This is a genomic window from Halalkalirubrum salinum (genome assembly GCF_005543295.1).
Lineage (GTDB): Archaea > Halobacteriota > Halobacteria > Halobacteriales > Haloferacaceae > Halalkalirubrum > Halalkalirubrum salinum.
Window position 1 is genome coordinate 154,712 of the sequence record NZ_SRSG01000010.1, and the last position, 21,321, is coordinate 176,032.

General features: G+C 59.3%; 22 protein-coding genes. 15 read left to right on the forward strand and 7 right to left on the reverse strand.

Going from position 1 to position 21,321, the window contains the following annotated elements; genetic code table 11:
• Nucleotides 1-52 precede the first annotated feature (52 nt).
• Both E5K03_RS04225 and E5K03_RS04230 read right to left on the reverse strand, forming a co-directional pair.
• Entirely contained in the window at nucleotides 53-661 is a 609-nt protein-coding gene (locus E5K03_RS04225; RefSeq protein WP_138005118.1) for a translation initiation factor IF-2 subunit beta, read from the reverse strand.
• Between the two features lie 84 nt (nucleotides 662-745).
• A complete protein-coding gene (locus tag E5K03_RS04230; RefSeq protein ID WP_138005119.1) occupies nucleotides 746-1,732 on the reverse strand; it encodes an aldo/keto reductase in 987 nt (328 codons plus the stop codon).
• 186 nt (nucleotides 1,733-1,918) lie between these two features.
• Here E5K03_RS04230 and E5K03_RS04235 point away from each other — a divergent pair, with 186 nt between their 5' ends.
• From E5K03_RS04235 to ftsZ, 3 genes are all read left to right on the forward strand, one after another.
• Complete coding sequence (locus tag E5K03_RS04235) at nucleotides 1,919-2,545, forward strand: double zinc ribbon domain-containing protein (RefSeq protein ID WP_138005120.1); 627 nt, start codon at nucleotides 1,919-1,921, stop codon at nucleotides 2,543-2,545.
• Nucleotides 2,546-2,737: 192 nt separating this feature from the next.
• Entirely contained in the window at nucleotides 2,738-2,920 is a 183-nt protein-coding gene (locus E5K03_RS04240; RefSeq protein ID WP_138005121.1) for a ribbon-helix-helix domain-containing protein, read from the forward strand.
• A gap of 2 nt (nucleotides 2,921-2,922) precedes the next feature.
• The gene (gene ftsZ / locus E5K03_RS04245) at nucleotides 2,923-4,104 is read left to right on the forward strand and encodes a cell division protein FtsZ (protein WP_138005122.1); all 1,182 of its coding nucleotides are present in this window, start codon (nucleotides 2,923-2,925) and stop codon (nucleotides 4,102-4,104) included.
• Nucleotides 4,105-4,129: 25 nt separating this feature from the next.
• Here ftsZ and ncsA read toward each other — a convergent pair whose 3' ends face one another.
• Nucleotides 4,130-5,095 (reverse strand): tRNA 2-thiolation protein NcsA, encoded by a 966-nt coding sequence (gene ncsA / locus E5K03_RS04250; RefSeq protein WP_138005123.1) that lies wholly within the window; start codon nucleotides 5,093-5,095, stop codon nucleotides 4,130-4,132.
• An 88-nt stretch (nucleotides 5,096-5,183) separates the two neighbouring features.
• Between ncsA and E5K03_RS04255 the strand changes: the two genes are divergently transcribed.
• The 3 genes from E5K03_RS04255 (at nucleotide 5,184) to E5K03_RS04265 (ending at nucleotide 7,104) form a co-directional block, all read left to right on the forward strand.
• Nucleotides 5,184-5,744, forward strand: a complete 561-nt coding sequence (locus tag E5K03_RS04255) for a PAS domain-containing protein (protein ID WP_205742951.1) — start codon at nucleotides 5,184-5,186, stop codon at nucleotides 5,742-5,744.
• Between the two features lie 64 nt (nucleotides 5,745-5,808).
• Nucleotides 5,809-6,231, forward strand: a complete 423-nt coding sequence (locus E5K03_RS04260; RefSeq protein WP_138005124.1) for a DUF7539 family protein — start codon at nucleotides 5,809-5,811, stop codon at nucleotides 6,229-6,231.
• A 144-nt stretch (nucleotides 6,232-6,375) separates the two neighbouring features.
• A complete protein-coding gene (locus E5K03_RS04265; RefSeq protein WP_138005125.1) occupies nucleotides 6,376-7,104 on the forward strand; it encodes a fumarylacetoacetate hydrolase family protein in 729 nt (242 codons plus the stop codon).
• Between the two features lie 16 nt (nucleotides 7,105-7,120).
• Here the strand turns inward: E5K03_RS04265 and E5K03_RS04270 are convergent, their stop codons facing one another.
• Entirely contained in the window at nucleotides 7,121-7,318 is a 198-nt protein-coding gene (locus tag E5K03_RS04270) for a hypothetical protein (RefSeq protein ID WP_138005126.1), read from the reverse strand.
• Nucleotides 7,319-7,517: 199 nt separating this feature from the next.
• Between E5K03_RS04270 and E5K03_RS04275 the strand changes: the two genes are divergently transcribed.
• From E5K03_RS04275 to E5K03_RS04295, 5 genes are all read left to right on the forward strand, one after another.
• Nucleotides 7,518-8,429: a serine/threonine-protein kinase RIO2 gene (locus tag E5K03_RS04275; RefSeq protein ID WP_138005127.1), complete on the forward strand. Its 912-nt coding sequence runs from the start codon at nucleotides 7,518-7,520 to the stop codon at nucleotides 8,427-8,429.
• Nucleotides 8,430-8,556: 127 nt separating this feature from the next.
• Complete coding sequence (locus E5K03_RS04280; RefSeq protein ID WP_138005128.1) at nucleotides 8,557-8,835, forward strand: antitoxin VapB family protein; 279 nt, start codon at nucleotides 8,557-8,559, stop codon at nucleotides 8,833-8,835.
• Nucleotides 8,822-9,223, forward strand: coding sequence for a PIN domain-containing protein (locus E5K03_RS04285; RefSeq protein ID WP_138005129.1), 402 nt, complete (start codon nucleotides 8,822-8,824; stop codon nucleotides 9,221-9,223). Before E5K03_RS04280 ends, E5K03_RS04285 begins: the two co-directional genes overlap by 14 nt.
• 76 nt (nucleotides 9,224-9,299) lie before the next feature.
• Nucleotides 9,300-10,088 carry a cobalt-precorrin-7 (C(5))-methyltransferase gene (locus E5K03_RS04290; protein ID WP_138005130.1) on the forward strand — a complete coding sequence of 263 codons (789 nt, stop codon included), beginning with the start codon at nucleotides 9,300-9,302 and terminating at the stop codon, nucleotides 10,086-10,088.
• Between the two features lie 22 nt (nucleotides 10,089-10,110).
• Nucleotides 10,111-11,406: a cobyrinic acid a,c-diamide synthase gene (locus tag E5K03_RS04295; RefSeq protein ID WP_138005131.1), complete on the forward strand. Its 1,296-nt coding sequence runs from the start codon at nucleotides 10,111-10,113 to the stop codon at nucleotides 11,404-11,406.
• 21 nt (nucleotides 11,407-11,427) lie between these two features.
• On the opposite strand, the gene E5K03_RS04300 is transcribed toward E5K03_RS04295, so the two are convergent.
• Nucleotides 11,428-12,474 carry a TrmB family transcriptional regulator gene (locus E5K03_RS04300; RefSeq protein ID WP_138005132.1) on the reverse strand — a complete coding sequence of 349 codons (1,047 nt, stop codon included), beginning with the start codon at nucleotides 12,472-12,474 and terminating at the stop codon, nucleotides 11,428-11,430.
• Between the two features lie 116 nt (nucleotides 12,475-12,590).
• Here E5K03_RS04300 and E5K03_RS04305 point away from each other — a divergent pair, with 116 nt between their 5' ends.
• On the forward strand, nucleotides 12,591-14,654 hold the full coding sequence (locus tag E5K03_RS04305; protein ID WP_138005133.1) for a glycoside hydrolase family 15 protein: 2,064 nt from the start codon (nucleotides 12,591-12,593) through the stop codon (nucleotides 14,652-14,654).
• 12 nt (nucleotides 14,655-14,666) lie between these two features.
• On the opposite strand, the gene E5K03_RS04310 is transcribed toward E5K03_RS04305, so the two are convergent.
• Both E5K03_RS04310 and E5K03_RS04315 read right to left on the reverse strand, forming a co-directional pair.
• On the reverse strand, nucleotides 14,667-15,770 hold the full coding sequence (locus tag E5K03_RS04310; protein ID WP_137197334.1) for an ABC transporter ATP-binding protein: 1,104 nt from the start codon (nucleotides 15,768-15,770) through the stop codon (nucleotides 14,667-14,669).
• 108 nt (nucleotides 15,771-15,878) lie between these two features.
• Nucleotides 15,879-17,666 (reverse strand): glycoside hydrolase family 13 protein, encoded by a 1,788-nt coding sequence (locus E5K03_RS04315; protein WP_138005134.1) that lies wholly within the window; start codon nucleotides 17,664-17,666, stop codon nucleotides 15,879-15,881.
• A gap of 262 nt (nucleotides 17,667-17,928) precedes the next feature.
• On the opposite strand from E5K03_RS04315, the gene E5K03_RS04320 reads away from it, so the two are divergent.
• Genes E5K03_RS04320 through E5K03_RS04330 form a run of 3 tightly spaced genes read left to right on the forward strand, consistent with a single transcriptional unit; the run spans nucleotide 17,929 to nucleotide 21,280 of the window.
• Nucleotides 17,929-19,203 carry an extracellular solute-binding protein gene (locus E5K03_RS04320; protein ID WP_138005135.1) on the forward strand — a complete coding sequence of 425 codons (1,275 nt, stop codon included), beginning with the start codon at nucleotides 17,929-17,931 and terminating at the stop codon, nucleotides 19,201-19,203.
• Nucleotides 19,203-20,168: a carbohydrate ABC transporter permease gene (locus E5K03_RS04325; protein WP_138005136.1), complete on the forward strand. Its 966-nt coding sequence runs from the start codon at nucleotides 19,203-19,205 to the stop codon at nucleotides 20,166-20,168. The genes E5K03_RS04320 and E5K03_RS04325 overlap by 1 nt, the downstream gene beginning before the upstream one ends.
• Entirely contained in the window at nucleotides 20,165-21,280 is a 1,116-nt protein-coding gene (locus E5K03_RS04330) for a sugar ABC transporter permease (RefSeq protein WP_138005137.1), read from the forward strand. Before E5K03_RS04325 ends, E5K03_RS04330 begins: the two co-directional genes overlap by 4 nt.
• Nucleotides 21,281-21,321 lie beyond the last annotated feature (41 nt).

The following is a 21,321-nucleotide window of genomic DNA, read 5'->3' on the forward strand; positions in this document are numbered from 1 at the left end:
ACAACTGAGATTGAGACGGTGATCGAGAAGAAACGGTGCCGTCTTACCCGTCTTACGCGATCCGCGCGAACGCGAGGTTGCCGCTGATGTTTTTGATGTAGATCTCGACCTCGTCGCCTTTCTGTGCGCCGGGGACGAAGATCGTGTACTTGCCCTTCTCGGCGACGCCGTCACCCTTGCGGCCGGTGCCGGTGATCTTGACCTCGTAGGTCTTGCCCTCTTCGAGGTCCGGCACGTCGCGTTGGGCCTGTTTACGCCGGCGCTTTGCAACCGGACGGAATGCCCCACACGCCTCACAGCGGAGCATCTGGGTACGGTTCTCCATGACGAGGCGGGTATCCGGCAAGCCACATTCCGAGCAGGTGACGTACTCCTCGATGTAGGCGTCGATCGCCGCGGAGAAATCCGACGGCGTGAACGTCCCGTTGTACCGCCCCCGGCCGTTTTCAAACTGTCCGGCGGTCCCGAGCTCACGCTGGATCGTACTGTGGAGGTGCTCTGGATCCCGCGAGAGCGCGTCCGCGATCGCCGAGAGGTTCGTCAGCCGCGTAAACGCGCCGTCTTTCTGTGTTTCCGGGTCCGGAACCGACAGCCGCTCGTCAGAGCCGCTGAAGTCCGGGAGCTCATCCATCGCTCGATCGAGCCCTGCTTCGTAGTCCATATACGAGGAAACGCCGGCGTGACGTATCAATTCTTGCATCTTCGTCTTCGCCGGCACCAACAGGAAATCACGTCGGGAGTGGACTCACCACCGGTGATGCACGTGCTCGCGAATATGCGTGTCATACACGTCAGAAACGGCCGCGCGTTCGGCGTCTGACAGCGATCGTTTGTCGGCGGCCGCGACGTTCGATCGGATATGGTCGGGGTTTGTCGATCCCGGAATCACCGTGCTCACTGCATCGTGATCAAGGATCCACCGCAGCGTAAACGTCGCCAGCGACCAGTCGTCAGGGGCGATCGCCGCGAGTTCGTCGGCGGCTTCAACGCCCGTTTCGAACGGAACGCCCGCAAATGTCTCGCCCACGTCGAAGGCCTCGCCGTCACGGTTGAAGCTGCGGTGATCGTTTTCGGGGAATTCTGTGTCTTTCGAAAGTGCACCGGTGAGGAGTCCAGAGGCGAGTGGAACCCGAACGATCACGCCGACGTCGTTGGCTTTTGCCTGTTCGAAAAACAGCTCAGCAGGTCGCTGTCGGAAGGGATTAAAGATGATCTGAACGGTCTCGACGCCGTCGTATTCGATCGCTTTGAGCCCTTCTTCGACACGTTCGACGCTCACGCCGTAATGGTCGAGACGTCCTTCCTCACAGAATCGATCGAGCGCCCCAAACGTTTCGGGCTCGTAATACACGTCTGTCGGCGGACAGTGCAACTGGACTAAGTCGATGGTGTCGACCCCAAGGTTCTCGCGGCTGCGATCGAGAAATTCGCTGAGGTTTGCTTCGGTGTACCGATCGGCCTCATGTGGCGTGAGTCGTCTGCCGATCTTCGTCGCCACGGTGACATCGTCATACGCGTCGCGTGTCTCAAGCACGTCGGCGATATGTTGTTCACTGCGACCGTCGCCGTACACGTCCGCGGTGTCGAGAAACGTAATACCCGCGTCAAGCGCAGCGTTGATCGCGGCACGCCCGGTTTCGTCGGAGACATCACCCCAATCGGAGCCAATGTTCCACGTTCCGAGACCAATCTCCGTAACCTCACCGACAGCACCGAGTGATCGGGTATTCATACTCGACGCTTGTGTGCCCACTCACAAAGGAATACGGACACCGGCGATTGTCCACAGCGGACACCGGCGATCGCCCACAGCGGACACCGGCGATCGCCCACAGCGTACGCCACGCGTCAGACATCGCGTCTCACAGTACGTCAAATAGGAGATAGATTAATGTAGAATGGGCCATATCACACGGTTATGAGTAAGGTCACGTTCCGAGCCGACGACGACCTCATCGATCGGCTCGACGCGCTCGAGGTCTCGAAAAGCGAGGCCATGCGCCGAGCGCTGCGCTCATACCTCGACGACGCAAAACGTGACGCGTCTACCAGACAGTCAGACGATCCGCCGTCGAACGTAAACGATCGGCCGTTTGGATCGTTCGACGCGATGCTGACCGATCGCATCGACGAACGGATCGATCGCCGTCTGTCTGCACTACTCGCTGACCACAATGGCCGAAAATCTGCTGAGACGCCGCCGGTAACAGTAAACGTGACTATCGATGAGGCAGGCGTGCGGACTGGCCGATCGACCGAACACACGAGCGAGACCGACACAGCAGACACTGACGAACTGAATACGAATCTCGCCGACAGCGCGGCCGAACCGCGTAAGACACCACCAGCGCGGGCGGACAAATCGACCGAGTGTGGACAGTGCGGCGAGACGATCGCACCTGAGCACGTATTCTGTCCAAACTGCGGGCAGAAGGCCGTACACCGGCTGTTCTGTGAGTGTGGCGACGAGATCCGATCGGATTGGGCGTTCTGTCCAAGCTGCGGCCGACGGACACCAGCAGCAGATGTGTTACACAATGGCTGAGAGTGCGTAAGACAAACAGCGAGATTTTGTCTTACATCGCCGGTAGTTTTTTATCCTCTGCGGGTTAGGTTACCAATGCGTAAGACAGTCGTCTTACACCGGGGCCGATCGTGGATTCGATTGTGCGATCCGGCTCAGATTGTGAGACGATCACCGGCGATGTCGCCTGTCTTACCGGGGGAATACACAACTATGGAGCGTGTGACACTACGGATTCCGAAACAGCAGATCGAGGAGGTTGAACAGATGGTCGAAACCGGCCAGTTCCCGAACCGGAGCGAAGCGATCCGGTCGGCTGTCCGAGAGATGCTAAGCGAACAGAGCGAGACCGAGACGCGCCAACGGCCGACAGAGCGCAGCTGGGCGAAGGTGTAACTATGCAGGATATTGTTCAAGAAGCCCTTGAGAACGCCGAAGCCGAAAAGCGCGAGATGGACATCGACAGCGAGGGTGATGAGTTCGGTGATCCACGGATCGTCATCGTCGGTGCTGGCGGTGCCGGAAATAACACGATCAACAGGCTGTACAACATCGGTGTCGACGGCGCAGACACAGTGGCCATCAACACTGACAAACAACACCTCGAGATGATCGAGGCTGACACGAAGATTCTCGTCGGCAAGTCGCTGACGAATGGGCTCGGTGCCGGTGGCGATCCAAGTATGGGCGAGCGCGCCACCGAGATGGCACAGGGAACGATCAAAGAGGTGCTCGGCAAGGCAGACCTTGTCTTTGTCACTGCCGGAATGGGTGGTGGCACCGGCACAGGTGCAGCACCAGTCGTCTCGAAGATCGCCAAAGAACAGGGCGCAATCGTCGTTGGAATGGTTTCGACGCCGTTCAACGTCGAGCGAGCTCGGACCGTCAAAGCCGAAGAGGGGCTCGAACAGCTTCGCAACGCGGCAGATTCGATCATCGTGCTCGACAACAACCGCCTGCTCGATTACGTCCCGAACCTGCCGATCGGCAAGGCCTTCTCGGTGATGGACCAAATCATCGCCGAGACAGTCAAAGGGATCTCCGAGACGATCACCCAACCGTCGCTCATCAATCTGGACTACGCAGATATGTCCACGATCATGAACCAGGGCGGCGTCGCCGTGATGCTCGTCGGAGAAACCCAGGATAAAAACAAGACCCAAGAAGTGGTCAACGACGCGATGAACCACCCGCTGTTGGACGTCGACTATCGTGGTGCGTCTGGCGGACTCGTCCACATCACTGGCGGCCCCGACCTCACGCTCAAAGAGGCAGAGGGCATCGCCCACAACATCACCGAACGGCTCGAAGCGAGCGCGAACGTGATCTGGGGTGCCCGAATCCAAGACGAGTACAAAGGCAAGGTGCGCGTCATGGCGATCATGACCGGCGTGCAGAGCGCACAGGTCCTCGGCCCCACGACCCAAAAGCAGGCCGACAAATCCCGTGCGAGCATCGACGGCATGTCCGAGCGCAACGCTGACGAGGCACGATCGGCGACTGCAAGTGACAATTCCTGGCAATCCGACGGCGGTCGTGACCAACTCGAAAAGAACAACGGCCTCGACGTAATCCGGTAGTCAGCCCGGCCGAGCGGCCCGATTTTTATACGGCGGTAATCGCATCGACGAGCTTGCACTTTCGACACCGCGTGCCACTCGTCTTCGCCCCACAATTCTCACAGTCGTTGAGGTCGGCCTCACCGGCACCGCGATACTCGTCAGCAGCGAGCTTTGCGAGTTCTTCGTAGCCGGCGACGATCGAATGTCTCGTTCCAGGGTGATTTTCTTCGAGGTCCCATAGCAACTGTTGGATCTCACCACGATAGGCCTCACTGGCGTGGGGACATTCAGTGATGTGTGCCGGCAGATCCTTGAGATGGGCGTACAGCGCGACCTCTTTTTCAGGGATGTCTCGGAGCGGCTTCGCTCGCGGAACGAACTCGTTCTGTGTGTGGCGATCCTCAAAGCTCCCAAGACTCGCATCAAAGTGTTTTGCGACCTGTTTAACATCGCCCTCAAGGAAGTTCATCAGCGCAGTCTGAGCTTCGTCATCGAGGTTGTGGCCCGTCAGGAGTTTGTCTGCGCCGAACTCCTCGGCGTAGCGTTCGAGCAGGTCACGGCGGAACACCCCGCAGTACGCACACGGGGCCATATTTAGTGGGTCCGATTCGGCTACGTCGTCCATGCGGACGCCAAACTCTTCGTCGTAAGACACGAGTTCGTGGCGCATGTCGAGATCGTCGGCGAGTTCGACGCACGCCTCAACGGACTTGTCTCGATATCCCTCGATCCCCTCGTGGATCGTCAACGCGAGCATCTCGATGCGAGGGTCCTTCCCGAACGTCTCATCAAGGATGTGAGTGAGCACGACGCTGTCTTTGCCGCCAGAGAGCCCTATTACCCAGCATTCAGGCTCATCTGGCGTCGCATCCTTCGGAATCAGCGCGTCCGATCGGATCCGGCGACGGGTCCGCTTTTCGACCGATCGACAAAAGTGGACCTCACAGAGGTGTGCGCCCGAATACGCCGCGTTCATGACCGCCTCGCGGTCGCACTTGTCGCATTCCATTACTGGTGGTTGTGAAGCGAACGGCATACCCGTTTCGTCTGCGTTCGACAGCCGGCGATCACGACAGCCGCTTGTATGGACAGTCCCTATGACCGATATCGATATGTCGCTTGCAGGGACGATCGCCGACGTGATTTCGACGGATCCTGATGAGTTCCGTACGCGCGTGCCCGAGCGGCTCCCGAACAGATACCACCCTGATCGGCTGGACGGGCCGATCGACGCAGCGCCGCTTCCGCCAGCGTCAGCTCTAGAGGGAATGGGCGGAGCCCTAGAGGACCGAGAGCGCACGCTCGTGTGGGAGCTTTGGACTCTCAATCCGGGTGTCGGCATGACGATCACCCGCCCAGCATACCAGGATACGCCAATCCTCTACGTCAATCAGCGGTTTCGTGAGATCACGGGATACTCGATGGCCGAACTGCGTGGGCAGAACCCCCGAGTGTTACAGGGCCCAGACACAGATTCTGCGGCGATCGCCGCTCTCCGAGAAGCGGTGTCGATCTGGGAAGGTGTGACAGTGACGCTTCGAAACTACCGACGCGACGGGACGCCCTTCGAAAACCAGGTGACGCTGGTGCCGATCGCCGACGAAACGGGGACGATCGGAAACTGGCTCGGAATACAGGTACCGACCACAGATCGGTGACCACGAAACCGCTCGTTTTCTCGACCGTACGAACGTTGATTGCTCCAGCCGTTCACATAGGACCATGGCCGAAATTCCAGATGAGCGACAACTCGTGCTCCGGGCGCGTTCCCGGTTGGACCAGTGGACGAAGCGGGCCCGAGTGGAGGCGTACGCTGAACTGTTCGACGGTGACGATCCCCTCCTTTCGACTGAAGAGATGCAACTGCTCGACGCGCTCGACTCTGAACTCGAGCGAGAGGGTGGCGATGGAGTCTGGGGAACCGATCAGTACGGGATCCACACGGCAGGAACCTCGCGTTCAGATAGGCCACTCGGCGTAGTCTGTGTGTACCACCCACAGATAACCAAAGACTCCGTCCTTCGTGGGGCCGACGACCTTGACGACGAGACCGAAGAACGGCTCAACACCGCACTCTGGCAGTATAGCGAGCGGGTTGCAACAATCATCGAAGCAAAACTCGACGAGTTTGTCCGTCAGAGCTAGCGGTAAGCCTGGGCACCCGGCGGCGGGTTCGGTGTCGCCTTCGAGTACGATATCGAGTGCTCCGTCCGACAGACTCGGGTTCAGTATTTGGGACGAGTTCGCCTGATTCCCAACCGATATGTGCCGAACCGCGCAACGGGGGACATGAAACAGATACGCTTCCGAGATGAGGCGGGCACGACGCGCATGGGTACGTTCGATGATGGGACGATTGCCGCGGCCGGGCGGACGTACGCGATCGACGAGGTCGAGGTGTTGCCGCCGTGTGAGCCGACAAAGATCGTCTGTATCGGCCGCAACTACGCGAAGCACGCGGAGGAACTCGGCAACGACGTGCCGGATCGTCCGCTCTTGTTCCTCAAGCCGCCGAACACGCTGTCGGCCCACGGCGACACGATCACACTGCCGGCGGGCAAACAGAAGGTCGAACACGAAGCCGAGCTGTGCGTGGTTATCGGCGAGCAGTGCAGAAACGTCGACGCCGAAGACGCCGAAGACGTGATCGCCGGCTACACCTGTATGAACGACGTGTCAAACCGGGACGACCAACGCAAAGAGAAAAACTGGGTCCGGGGCAAGGCATTCGACAACGCCGCGCCGCTCGGCCCGGTGCTAGCGTCGCCTGAAGAGCTGCCCGACGACGCGACGGTCAGCGCGCGTATCAATGGAGAGACACGACAAGAATCCACGATCGACCACATGATTTTCAAGATCCCGGAGCTGATCGAGGAGATCACACAGTATCTCACGCTGGAGCCCGGCGACGTTATCGCAACGGGAACCCCAGAAGGCGTCGGCCCACTCGCAGACGGCGATAACGTCGAGATTGAGGTCGAAGGCGTCGGCACGCTGGAACACGACGTCGCTGAGTAGGCCCCGTCCGGTCGGCTTAGCGCCAGGGCTCAGGCGCGATACCGAGTCGTAATACAATTGGCCGGTACAGCGAGGCGATAATGATGACAACGCCGAGTTCAATCCAGAAGCCGAGATCACCGACCAGCGCATTTATTACCGAGAGCGCGCCCGCAATGATCAGCAACATCGCGATGTAGTGTGGAACTACTGCGATGACGTGGTCTAGGTCCATACACGGTGTAGGAGGTCATCTCTCGTGAATCTTCGCTCCGCCGTCACAGAGACCCGACCAACGCATGCGCGAGCAGTTCGCTCGGCGTTTCGCATGAACCGTCCAAGCTGACAGAGCACGGAAACCGAATTGATATATCGGTATGTGGTTTATTGGGTGACTCGTCGGGCTTTTACTGCCCGCTATCGGAGGTGGAGACATGGTACAGAACATCGCGGCGATCGTCCGCGAACTTGAACCCGAGGACTTCTACCTGCTTTCGGGGGTCGAACAGGGGATGCGGTTCTCCGAGTGGGTCAACCGCGAGAAGCTCCCGAGCTACTCTCAGCTCACCGCCGAGGAGATCGACTATCGGCTCGATCGCTGTATGCGCCACGAGTTAATCGAGCGCCGAACAATACAGTACGAGGGATATCAGCTCACCTTCGAGGGGTACGATGTCCTCGCGTTGCACACGTTCGCCGAGCGCGAAACCGTCGACGGCATCGGCGCACCCCTTGGCGTTGGCAAAGAAAGCGATGTCTACGAGGCGATCTCCTACAAGCCGTTGGCGATTAAGTATCACCGCGAAGGATACACGAACTTCCGGGAAGTGCAAAAAGAGCGTGATTATACCTCGGATCACCACCACGTTTCGTGGCTGTACACCGCCCGAAAAGCGGCCGAACGCGAGCACGAGGCATTGCAAGCGGTGTACCCGGACGTGTCGGTGCCGCGTCCGATCGACCAGAATCGCCACGCGATCGTGATGGAGAAGTTCGACGGCGTCGAACTCGCGCGCGCAAAACTCGAATCCGAGCAGGTCGTCGCCATACTCGATCTAATCCTCCGAGAGCTGGCAACCGCCTACCGCGAGGGCTACGTCCACGCGGACATCAGCGAGTACAACGTCGCGATCGCCGAAAGCGGGATTACGATCTTCGATTGGCCCCAGTCGGTGCCGACCGATCACGAAAACAGCGACGAACTCCTCGAACGCGACGTCCGAAACATCCACAAGTATTTCAAACGCAAGTACCCCGCCGAAACGCCATCAATCGACATTTCGGGAGTTGCGGGGGCGATCGCCTCGAAATCATTCGATTCGATCCGTTCACACGAGAAGCAATAAACTGAATTACGCGATATCAAATATCTGTATCCAGATTTCTCTAACCGTTTGTGTTCGACCACTCGTTGCAAAATATTGATAAAATGTATCGGAAACGATTTTGTGTGTGTGTATGTACACACAAACTATGGGGACAAAGACGATCGGGCTCCGTAATGATGTGTATGAGCGGTTGAAGGCCCGGAAACGAGAGGACGAGAGTTTCACTGACCTGATGGATCGCCTCTTGGATGAAACAACGGTCAGTTGGCGAGAGGGATTTGGAACACTCTCCGAGCAGGATGCCGGCGAACTTGAAGAAATTGTTGCGAACTCCCGCAATCAACTGGCAGAAGGACTGTCCACGCGACAACGAGCGGCACTGAGCGAGCTAGCAGAGAAAAATTCAGACAATGAAGCTCCTTGATACAACGTTTCTTATTCACTACTGGGCCGGACGAGAAGCGGTGAGAGAGTATCTCAGAGCGCACGAAGAAGACGAGTTTGTGACGACAACACTGAATATCAAAGAAATCGCCGTTGGGCGAGCGATTCAAGAGAAACTTGATCCAGTCGAGATTCAAACCGTTTTTGAGTGGATAACAGTCATTCCGTTTCAGGAGGAACACGCGTTCGTTGCTGGCGAGTTAGAAGCGAAACTCCACCAGGATGAGCGCATCAATCAAGACAAAATCAACGCGCTTGCGGGTGATCTGTTGATCGCCGCGGTTGGGAAAGAAACAGGTGCACCAATTGTCACACAGAATATAGAAGACTTCCAGATATTCGATGGAGTAACGGTAGATGTATACTGATATTCATCACGGCGTAGAGGGTACAATATGCAGGTTTCGAGCAGCGAGTCCGAAAGCGAACAGCGTCCAAAACAAAATGAGTAAGAATGATCCCTACAACCTCGATTCGGGGCCAGACCCAGCGACGTATGCGGCTGCCGAACCGGAGTCGACCACCGATGCCGACCGATCGGTCGCTGCGGTGGGCATTGGCCCGGGCAACCTGGAGTACCTGACACCGCGCGGACGGCGAGCGGTCCAAGAAGCAGACGTCATCGTAGGCTTTCAGACAGTTGTTGACTACATTGCCGACGAAACTGACGCCGACCTGCTCACCTGTGGCTATGCTGATGAAGCAGACGCACTTGGTGAGTTCGCCACTCGAGTGCACGACAGCGCGATCGGGACGGCAGTCCTCATGGGCGATCCAAACTACTCGGGATATCAGTTCCTCGGGAAGGTCCAACGAGTCGTCGACACCCCGGTTACGGTGATTCCGGGTATCTCTGCGCTACAAATTGCTGCCAGCCGCGCCCGGACACCGATGGAGGACACCCAATTCGTCACGCTACATAAGAGTGGATCGATCGAGGCCGATCTGGATCGGCTTGCGGAGGCAGTCGGGGAGCGCCATCTGCTCGTGCTTCCGCGTCCGTTCGACTGGATGCCGGGGGACATCGCGGCGTTTCTTCTCGATGCGGGTGCCGACGAGAGCCTTGATGCGCTCGTCCTCGAGCGGCTGACGCACGACGACGAGCAGATCACCCAGACCACACTCGGCGAGCTCAGTGTGTCTGCCGGCGGCAGTGGATCCGAGTCAACGCCGTACTCAGATCTCTCGGTTCTTGCCGTCCGAGCGCCGATCGAAGCGGAGGCCGATCGATGAACGAGAACACGGAGGCCGATCGATGAACGGCTTCGTCCTCGCCGGCACGAGTTCCGGCGTTGGCAAGACTGTCGCAACACTGGCGATCATTCAGGCACTCCAAGAGGACGGGTATAACGTCCAGCCAGCGAAAGCCGGGCCAGATTTCATCGACCCGAGCCATCACGAACAGATCGCCGGACGACCGTCGCGGACGCTCGATCTGTGGCTCGAAGGTGAGGAGGGCCTGCGTCGCAACTACTATCGGGGCGAGGGAGACATCTGCGTCGTCGAAGGCGTGATGGGACTGTACGACGGCGACGGCTCCAGTACCGCCATGGTTGCTGAGGCACTTGGGCTGCCGGTCGTGTTGGTTGTCGACGCGAAAGCCGGCATGGAGAGTGTCGCGGCAACCGCTCACGGCTTCCGCGAATACGCGTCTCACGCCGGACGCGACATCGACGTGGCCGGGATCATCGCCCAGCGGGCCCACGGCGGACGCCACGAGCGTGGAATCAAGAACGCACTGCCCGAGGAAATGACATACTTCGGACGGATTCCGCCGCGATCGGCGCTGGAAATTCCCGATCGCCACCTCGGGTTGTACATGGGCGATGAGTCGCCGCTAGAGGTGGACGCACTTACCGATGCAGCTCAGCATATCAGCACCGATCGGCTGATCGAAGCTGCGGACACACCGTCGCGTCCGCCATCGCAAGCACCATCGACAGCGGTCGATGCACGGGTCGCCGTCGCCCGCGATGCTGCGTTCTGTTTTGTGTATCCAGCAACAATCGAGCGATTACGAGAGCGGGCAGAAGTCGTGCTGTTTTCACCCCTCGCTGGCGAGGAACTGCCGGTGTGTGATGGCGTGTATCTGCCTGGTGGGTATCCCGAGTTGCACGCAGAAACACTGGCGGACAGTCCCGCACTCGACGACATTGCCGATCGTGCAGCCGACGGACTCCCAATCCTCGGTGAGTGTGGGGGACTAATGGCACTCACTGAGTCGTTAACGACCGACGAAGGAACCTTCCAGATGGCCGGCGTGTTGCCGGCAGCGGTGACAATGTGCGATCGATACCAGGCGTTAGACCACGTCGAACTCGAAGCGAGAAGCGATACCCTCACCGCGGGTGCGGGAGCGACACTCCGAGGCCACGAGTTCCACTACTCCAGCGCCGACGTCGGTGGTGATGCCGGGTTCGCCTTCGACGTCGTGAGAGGCAGCGGGATCGCGGATCAGCGCGACGGGCTATCGGAGTACCAGACGCTCGGGACCTACTGTCACGTGCACGCAGAAAGTGGGGCGTTTGATACGTTTATCGAACAGCTGTGAAACGCCCGAACGGGCGTTGTGTTACGCCAGCCGCAGCGTGATCGACTCGGCTTCGATGTCTTCGACGAACGCGCCCTGGCCACCGATCGCAACGGCGTCGCCGTCGTCGGTTTCGACCGTGAGGCTGTTTTCCACCGGAAACATGTTGTTCGTTGGCGATACGAGCCCTTGGACGACTTCGACAACGCGGCCTTCCACGGTGACGGGTTCGTTCGTCTGAGTGTCGCGGCCAGTTACCTCTGCGCGGAGTTCTGATTCGGACCACAGCCACAGCGTCGACTGGAAGACAGCCCGCCGGAAGTCGGTGTACGTGGCGGGGAGCTCATTGGGTTCTGCAACTGAGACCTCCTCAGCGACCGGCCAATAGTTCCCGAAGAACGAGCCGACGATCACCGGGCCGAGCTGTTCCTGTGCGAAGACGATTGCCTGTCGGCCGGTGTTCGATCGGACGAGCATTTCGGCGGGCGCAACGAGCCCGAGGCGACGATCGACGGTGACGAGCGTCGGCATAAGCTCACGCCAGATTCGCGTGACGCTGGCGATCGAATCTGCGTGTTCGGGCGGCTCAGTTGTTCCTGAGACGATGAGCAACACGAGGACACCACGATCGACCGCACGTTCGAGGGCCGGCCGAATTACCTCAAGCATCGCTTTGGGCACCGAAATCGTGAGTTCGGCTTCGGCTTCGTCAATGAGTGTTTGGAGGCGTTTCTCGACGGTGACTTTTGATTTGATTACCTCGAACTGCTCGATAGCCGGTTCGGTCCGCGAAAAGCGCGCCTCAAGGGCCGGCTGCATGGATTGAACATCGTCTGTCAGTTCGGCGACGACCTCCTCGGGGTCTCTGGCTCTGATGACGGTTGGCACCACGTGATCGTCCACGTCGACGAACCCGCGGGCTTCGAGCGTCTCGCTCACGCTGTACACGTAGCGTTTCGAGACGCCCGCAGCCTCTGCGATCGTACTCGCCTTCGCTTCGCCGTGTTCGAGCAGCGTCAGGTAGGTGTCGATCTCCTTCGCCGAAAAACCGAACCGGCCGAGGAGATCCCGCAGCGTCGAATCGTCCATATACCACAGAGCCCACGGAAGCTATTTATATACCATGGTGATTGCCCACGTTTTTTGAAGTTATGAATAACAATTACACCAATAATTTATACGTGCGGAGTACGCTGGATTCGGTAATGCAGTTACGCGACGCGCTGGACGATTACAAGCGATTTCGGACAGACGAGCGGCGACTCCCGGGTGAACGTCGGACGACACGAGGGCGGTTTTCCGGCGACGAGGGACGGTTAGTACACGTCTCGCCTGACGGATCGATCCGCGACTTTGGCTATCCGCTGTCGGGATTGACTGGGATAACGCGATCGCGGTTCGGGATCCACGTCGCTGGGCAGACGAGGTGGTTCACTGCGCAAAAAGACACGCAACGATATGTGGCGGACTCCTCGATCGTCGAAACCACCCACAACACGTGCGTGGGGACCGTTGTGCAGCGCGATTTCACGGCCGGTGGCTGCCACCTGACCGGGTTCGAACTCAACGTTGATCCGACGCTCGCGGGCCCGATCGTCGACTCAATCAAACTCGTCGCTGCAGTGTCGCTGTCGCCCGACGGCCGAGACACCAGAATCGGAACGCTCACGCACGAGGCAGCGATCGAGGTGTACCACGGGACCGAACACGACTTTTTCGCAAGCGCAACCGCCGTTGAATCTGTCCGTGGACAGGTTCCCGGAGTGTTCGAAGAAATCCTCGCTGAAGCTCCGATGGAGTACCCGCTGCCCCCTGCGGATGGACGCTACGAGGAGGACAAACTCAGCGGTGATTTGGTCTGTCACGTTCCGCTCGAGTCGGGCTCGACGGTCATTGGGACGCTGTTGACAGACCAGACAGAGACCGATCGCGAAGCTGCGGTAACCCAGCTCACCGAGCAGGTCGAATCCGGTCAGGCCTGGCTCTTCGATCCGGATCAACGGGAGGCCACCCAAATCGCCGGTGGTCCGACCGAAGCGAGTGCCCAGAGTGACCTCGTTCGAGACGACCTCCACGTGCTGTCACTGTTGTCCGCCCCGTCGGGGCTGCGAATCGCCGGCCCAGATTTCGATCCGTACTATGTTCACTCGGGCGGGTACGGCTATACGTGGTTTCGCGACGACGCGGAGATTTCACGCTTTCTGTTGGACGCCGACGATCGGCTCGAACTTGGACTTGACAGCTGGCACGAACGGAGCGCGCGGGCGTACTGTCGGACCCAACGCGAGGACGGAAGCTGGCCGCATCGGGTGTGGCCACGAGACGGCTCACTCGCGCCCGGGTGGGCAAACGCCCGACTCGAAGCCGGCAGCGACGACGACTATCAGGCAGACCAGACCGCGAGCGTCATCTCGTTTTTGACGTCCTACCGTGGCAAAATCAACGACCGAACGCTGCGCGAGCAGGTAGACAGCACGCTCAGAGACGCCGTCGATAGTCTCGACGACACCCTCGAGACCGATGGGTTGCCGATGGTCTGTCAGAATGCGTGGGAAGACACGACTGGCCGGTTTGGCCACACCGCCGCGACTTTCCTCGAGGCCTACAGCACCCTCGCAGCAACAGACCTGTCAATCGCTGACCACGCCGCCATGCAGGCCGATCGCGTCTACGAGGCAATCGACCGGCTGTGGGTCCCCGAGCGAGGACAGTACGCGATGCGTGAGTGCCAGAGCCCTGTACGATCGGCTGGCACGTGGCTCGACCCGCGGGCAGATTCGGCGACGCTCGCACTCGCAGGGGCACACAAGTCGTATGCAGCGATCGGTACTGTCGACGACCAGCGGCTCGATCGGTTAGTTGCGCACATGGAGGCGATCGTCGATCGGCTGTACCGCGATCCGGACGGCACCCCTATCGAAGGCCTCGTTCGCTACGAGGGCGACGACTGGCGGACCGGCGAACAGGCCGGCGAGAAGATCTGGACGGTGTCGACCGCGTGGGGGGCAAACGCAGCCGCCCAGCTCGCAGTGCTGCTTGGGTCAGATCCCCGAGCCGAGGAGATGGACGCGCTCGCACGCCAACTGCTGGCACTCATCCGTCCTGACGGACCACTCTGTGCGCCGACGGGATATCTCCCTGAACAGTTTTTCGACGATGGAACCCCAGACAGCGCCACACCGCTTGGCTGGCCGCACGCGCTGCGGACGGCAACCGCAGTGTTGCTACGCGAGTCAGCAACGACGACAGGTATAGCAACGGGCGAGTAAAACAAACGGACGTTACGCCAGTGCGGAGAGACGCTGTTCGTCAGCATTGACGACCTCACCGTCAGGGTCAAACAGGTGCAGATCGCGATCGTCGAAGTCGACGGTGATGCGATCGCCGATCGCAGGCTCCACGTGAGAGTCGACGCGGACGATGAAATCCGTCGCGAGATCGAGATGAATGTAGTTGTCGCTGCCGACGGGTTCGACGACGTCGACGGTGGCGTCGATTCCATCGGTGTCGACCACGTGGACATCTTCGGGGCGGATCCCAGCGGTCAGTTGCGTCTCAGTGTCGATCGTGGCCGAGTCAGTCTGGTAGCGGAACGAGCCATCCTCGCTTTCCAGTGCAACCGCGTCGCCAGCCGGTCGGGCGAGCACGTCGATGAAGTTCATGCTTGGCGAGCCGACAAAGCCACCGACGAACTCGTTGACGGGGTGTCTGTACACCTCTTTTGGGGCGCCGATTTGCTGGAGGACGCCGTCTTTCAGGATGGCCATCCGATCGCCCATCGTCATCGCCTCCTCTTGATCGTGGGTGACGTAGATCGCCGTGATGTTCAACTCCTCCTGGAGCCGCTGGATCTCGGTACGCATCTCGACGCGGAGCTTCGCGTCAAGGTTCGACAACGGCTCGTCGAAGAGGAATACGTCGGGCTCGCGGACGATCGCCCGCCCGAGCGCAACGCGCTGTTTTTGTCCGCCTGAGAGCTCGTCGGGCTTTTGCTCGAGTAACTCGCCGATCCCCATCATATCAGCGGCCCACTCGACCTTCTCGCGGCGTTCGGACTCTGAGAGGTCAGTTGACATCCGTAGCCCAAACGCCATGTTCTGGAACACGGTTTTGTGCGGGTACAGCGCGTAGTTTTGAAACACCATTGCCACGTCGCGCTTGCGTGCGGACTGGTCGGTCACATCTTTTTCACCGATGTACACCCGCCCGTTTGTTGCGCGCTCGAGGCCGGCGACCATCCGCAGCGTTGTCGATTTGCCACACCCCGACGGGCCGACAACGGTGAGAAACTCGCCGTCCTCGACGGTGATCGACACGTCGTCCACCGCGACGATATCGCCCGCGTCGAACTCCTTTCGGAGGTTTTCGAGCCGTACAGTTGCCATATACTCTGTGTGGGGGTGTGTCAGGGTATAACTCTTTTCCTTCTGGAGAGATTTGTGATGCGATAATTCATCGTGAATTTAGAAGTGGGATGAAACGGTGGACGACAGCTACGAGTCTGATTCGTGCCAGACTGCGGCGGAAACGGGCGGAAGTGTGATCTCACATCCCGTCGCGCCTGTTTTGACACCGTCTGTAGAAATGAGGACATCGACAGCGGATCCGGTGGTAGCACTGTCTGTGCGGCCAACGGGAATCGAAACAGAATCAGCGCCGCGGTTGAGTCCTACCACGGTGTCCGGATCCCCAAGCCGCCGATAGATGAGCAGATCGCCGGCAGATCGATCGCGATCGAAGCGAACCCGACCGTTGCGGAGTGCATCATCCGCTGTTCGGGTCGCAATGAGTTCGCGAACAAACGCACGAAGGTCGAGATCCTGCTCGGTGCGGTCCCAGATCATCGGTCGGCGGCAGTCGGGATCGTCCCCGCCGGTCATTGCGATTTCGTCGCCGTAGTACAGACACGGCGCGCCGCGGAAGGTCAAAAGCAGTGTCAGCGCGAGTCGGAGGCGATCGCGATCGCCATCGAGGCGGTATAAGAGTCGGGGCGTGTCGTGGCTGCCGAGGAGGTTGAACATGACGTCGTTGACCCGATCGGGATACCGCGCGAGGAACCGATCCATTCGGTTTGCGAACCCGGCGGCGTCGATTTCCTCGTCAACGAGGAAGCCGTAGACAGCGTAGCTGAACGGATAGTTCATCGCGGCGTCGAACTGATCGCCCTCCAGCCACGGCTGGGCGTTGTGCCACACCTCGCCGAGGATGTACGCGTCGGGTTTGATGCGTTTCACTTCCCGGCGGAACTCCCGCCAGAAATCGTGATCGACCTCGTTGGCGACGTCGAGCCGCCAGCCGTCGATGTCGACGGTCTCAATCCAGTAGGTCGCCACGTCGAGAAGGTACTCGCGGACTTCGGGGTGTTCGGTGTTTAATTTCGGCATATACGGCTCGAAGGCGAACGCGTCGTACGTCGGTCGAGGCTTCTCGCGGATCGGGAACTCACGGATGTGAAACCAGTCTGCATACTCGGAGTCCGCGCCGTGTTCGAGGACGTCTTGGAACGGCTCGAACCCACGTCCACAGTGATTGAATACCGCGTCGAGTACCACGCGGATGTCCCGATCGTGAGCTGCGTCCACGAGCTGTGAAAGCGTTTCTTCATCACCGAAGGCAGGGTCGACGCTCATGTAGTCAGTGGTGTTGTACTTGTGATTCGATGGGGACTCGAACACCGGCGTCAAGTACAGCGCGGTTGCGCCGAGATCGTCCACGTAGTCGAGGCGGTCGATGATGCCCTGGATGTCGCCGCCGAAGAAGTTCGATCGGGTCGGTGCGTCTTCCCAGTCGGCGACATCGTCTGGATTGCGCGAGGGGTCACCGTTTTCGAACCGTTCGGGAAAAATCTGATAGAACACCGCGTCGGCGGCCCACGCAGGAGGGCCTGCGATATCGATCGGATTGATGAAGGGATACTCAAAGTAGTGTAGTGCCCGCTCAGTCCCCTTCGTGGGAAGGTCGGTTACCGACCCCGGTTCGAAGCCCCACTCGGTGAGCCACAACGACTCCTCGCCGTCTGCGAGGTAGAAGGCATAACAGAGCCGCCGATGGGGCGGTTCGATCGCGACCTGCCAGTAGTCGTGGGTGTCATCTCGGCCGATCCGCTCCATTGGCACGCGAGTCGCGCTTTCGGGAAAGTCGTACTTGTCGGCTGCGAGCAGTTGCACCCGTTCGACGTCACCTCTGGCTGTTTTAATCCGGATGTGGACCGTCGTCTCCGTGTGTGCGTACGCCTGATTGCTCTTTGGGCGATGAGAAACCGCCCCGCGACAGATCGTCATAGTGGGAATGTGACGGAGTCTCCGGGCTAATCCACGTTGCCACGCCTGGATCGATCACTCGAAGATACACCGTCTTGTGTTTCGTAAAGATCCAACACGGGTGCTTTATACTTGTGGTGTACAATTACATCATATGTATACCAGTGTTTGAGCGGTCCTAAACTCTGTTTTCGCCGTTTTTAGAAATTCGAACAATAACTATCACGAACGTCTATCCCCAACCTTTAAATCATTGAATTTATTATTCATCATAGATTCACGCATGACCTGGAAGCGACGAAAACTGCTGACGACACTGGGTGGAACAGGCGCGGTCGCACTGGCTGGCTGTGCGAGCGTCGAAGAAGACGGCAACGGTGGGAACGGCGGCAACGGTAACGGTGGAAACGGAAATGGCGGCAATGGTGACGACGGGAACGGAAACGGCGATGAGACTGTCGCCGGTGAAGCCGAGATTTGGTACGATCTCTCAGAGAGCGAACTAGAGATTATGGAAGGCTCGATCGAGGAGTACAATGCTTCGACGGACTTCGAGATCGAAGGCGTCGACGTCGCAGAAATGCAGGATCGGTTAACAAGCGCGATCCCAACGGGTGAGGGGCCAGATGTGTTCATCTGGGCACACGACTTGGCAGGTGATTTCTCCGACAGTCAGTTCCTCTCCGCACAGACGGGCAACTTTGATTTGGACGTGTTCACGCCAGCGGCGCAAGACGCCGTCGAGTTCGAAGGAGAGGTGTACGGGTTGCCGTTCGGCGCAGAGACCGTCGCGCTGTTGTACAACCGCGAAATAGTCGATGAGCCCCCAGAGACGATCGAAGAGATGCAGTCGATCATGGACGAGTACCACGATCCGGCGAACAACCAGTACGGCCTGTCGTACCCAATCGATGCGTACTTTGTGAGCGGGTACGCCCACGCCTTGGGCGGATTCTATTATCAGACAGACGGCCACGAACTGGGGCTCACAAATCAGGAAACAGTCGACGGACTCAATATTGTGATCGAAGAACTCTATCCGTACTCGCCGGATGATCCAGAATACGACCCACAGATGGCCGTGTTCACCGAGGGGAACGCACCGTTCGCGATCAACGGTCCGTGGGAGCTCGGGAATTTCGACTTCGACACTGGCGTGACAAAGCTGCCGGCACCAGACGGAGGCACGGCGTCACCGTACACGGGCGTGCAGATGTTTTATTTCGCCGACGGCGTGGAGGATGAAGATTCGACGGCCGAGGCCGCGCGTGACTTCACAGAGTGGTATACGACGAATACCGACGTGTCGAGAGAACTGGCCGAACAGCAGGGATTGATACCGGTACTCGATGAGCTTGCTGGGACAGACGATCTCTCTGATGCAGTCCAAGGATTCACCGCTTCGCTTGCGGACGGGACACCGATGCCAGCACATCCACGGATGAACGACGTCTGGGGGCCCGTTGAGGACGCAGTTGGCAATACACTAAGTGGGGAAATGTCTCTTGAAGATGCGCTCGCAGATGCCGAAGAGCGCGTCCGGGACAACTGGGAGTAATGGCAACGAGCGACGTCACCCGTCGGGTCGCCGCGATCGAACCGCCTCGGTGGGTGAGTGACAACGTCGGGCTGTTTTTGGTGCTACCAGGGCTGTTTTTCTTCCTGTCGTTCGTGGCGATCCCGCTTGTGTATCTGATCGGGCTCTCTGTGACGGACGCGACACTCGGGACGATGTTTCGCGACGCACCCGGGTTGTGGGGCACGGTCTTCGGCGAGGCGCAGTTCGTTGGAGTCGAAAACTACGCCTCACTTTTGACTGATTCGCAATTCTACCGATCGTTCGGAATCACGTGGCTGTTCGTCGCCACAAGTGTCGTCGGCAAGGTGCTCCTCGGCGTTGGGCTGGCGATGTCGTTAACGCATTCGTGGGTCCGCGGCAAGCGCGCGATGCGTGCACTCGTCATTCTCCCGATGGGACTACCCGCAATCTTCACCATCACTGTGTGGCGCGGGGTGTTCTCTTCGGCGCAGTTCGGACTCGCAAACCAGCTGCTCGGGGCGTTCGGCATCGGATCGATCGCGTGGTTCAACAGCCGGTGGCTCGCGTTTGCGACGTACAACGTCGCAGAGATGTGGCTTGCGTATCCGTTCATGGTCATAATCACCGTCAGCGCGCTACAGAACGTTCCCACGGAGCTACACGAGGCCGCGAAGGTCGACGGCGCGGGATTCTTCCACCGGTTTTGGCACGTCACCGTGCCAGCGATCAAGCGGCCGGTGCTGTTTGCGTCGATCCTCACTGCCGCCGCGTCGTTCCAGCAGTTTTTGATCCCGTTCATCTTCAACCGGGGCGGACCCGCGCGGGCGAACGAGCTCATGCTCCTGTATGGCTACCGTGAAGCGTTCACCTCTGGCGAGATCGGCGAGGGGTCAGCAATCATGCTGACCGCGGTCGCCATCATCGGCCTGTTCATGATCGTTGCCGCAACGAAAGGCGAACTCGCGGAGGGAGCACACGGATGACGCTGCTTTCGTCTATCGCCCAGAAGATACGGGCGGATCTCCGGGCGATTCCGGAGGCGATCGCCGACTGGGGCAAAAAATCGCGGTACAAGATCGATCTGTATCGGCGCGGCAAGATCGGGGCACTCCAGCTCATCGCCCCGGTACTCGCGACTGCAGGCGCACTCGTGCTCGTCACCGCACTGTTGTTCCCGGTGTACTGGATCGCGCTGGCGGCGCTGTCGGGCGACGGCGGCTCGCTGTACTCCGCGAGTGGATTCAAGCTGCTCCCGGATGGATTCAATCCTACGCTGCTCATAACTGAGGGCGATCTCTGGATGGGAATGGATCTCTCGGCGTTCGTGTGGGTGATTGGGGACCTCGTGATCCCGAGTCTCCGGATCAGCATTCCGCTGACAGGGCTCAGTATCGTCACAAACGAGATTGTGTTGTTCGAGGCCGCGAACTACGGCGTCGACAATCCCTCACAGTTCACCCACTACGCGTGGAACTCGCTGACGGTCGCGATCCCAACGGTGATTCTCGCGATGGCTGTCGTGGTTCCGGCGTCGTACGCACTTTCGCGGCGTGAGTTCCTCATGCGAAGGAAGGTGCTGTATGGCTACATCCTCTTTACCCAGGTCGGCGGCGGGCTCGGACTCGCGATGCTCATCGCTGTTTTCGCGATTTTTGCGGAGCTCGGGCTGACGAACGACAAGTTCGCGCTGGCAGTCTACTATGCGGCAATGGCGGTGCCGTTCAACACCTGGCTGTTGAAGACGTTCATGGACTCGATCCCGGCGTCCTACGAGGAGGCCGCGGTGATGGACGGCGCGCCGCCGTGGCGGGTGGTTTGGGAGATCATTCTCCCGCTGTCGAAGGCCGGCCTCGCGGCTGTGTTCATTTTCGTGTTCCTCACCGGGTGGATGGAGTTCATCGTCGCCCAGACCGTGCTGCGGCCCGAAAACTACACACTGCCGGTTGGGCTGTTCGCGTTGATCGACGAATACACCGTGCCGTGGGCGCGATTTTCGGCGTTCGCGCTGACGTTCGCCGCACCGCTGATGTTCATCTACCTCTTCGCGCAGCGGTACATCGAGTCGGGGTTATCTTTCGGCGGAATGGAAGGATAGCTGCCCCGACGCGAGTTTTCCCAGCGGCAACGCGGTGGCTT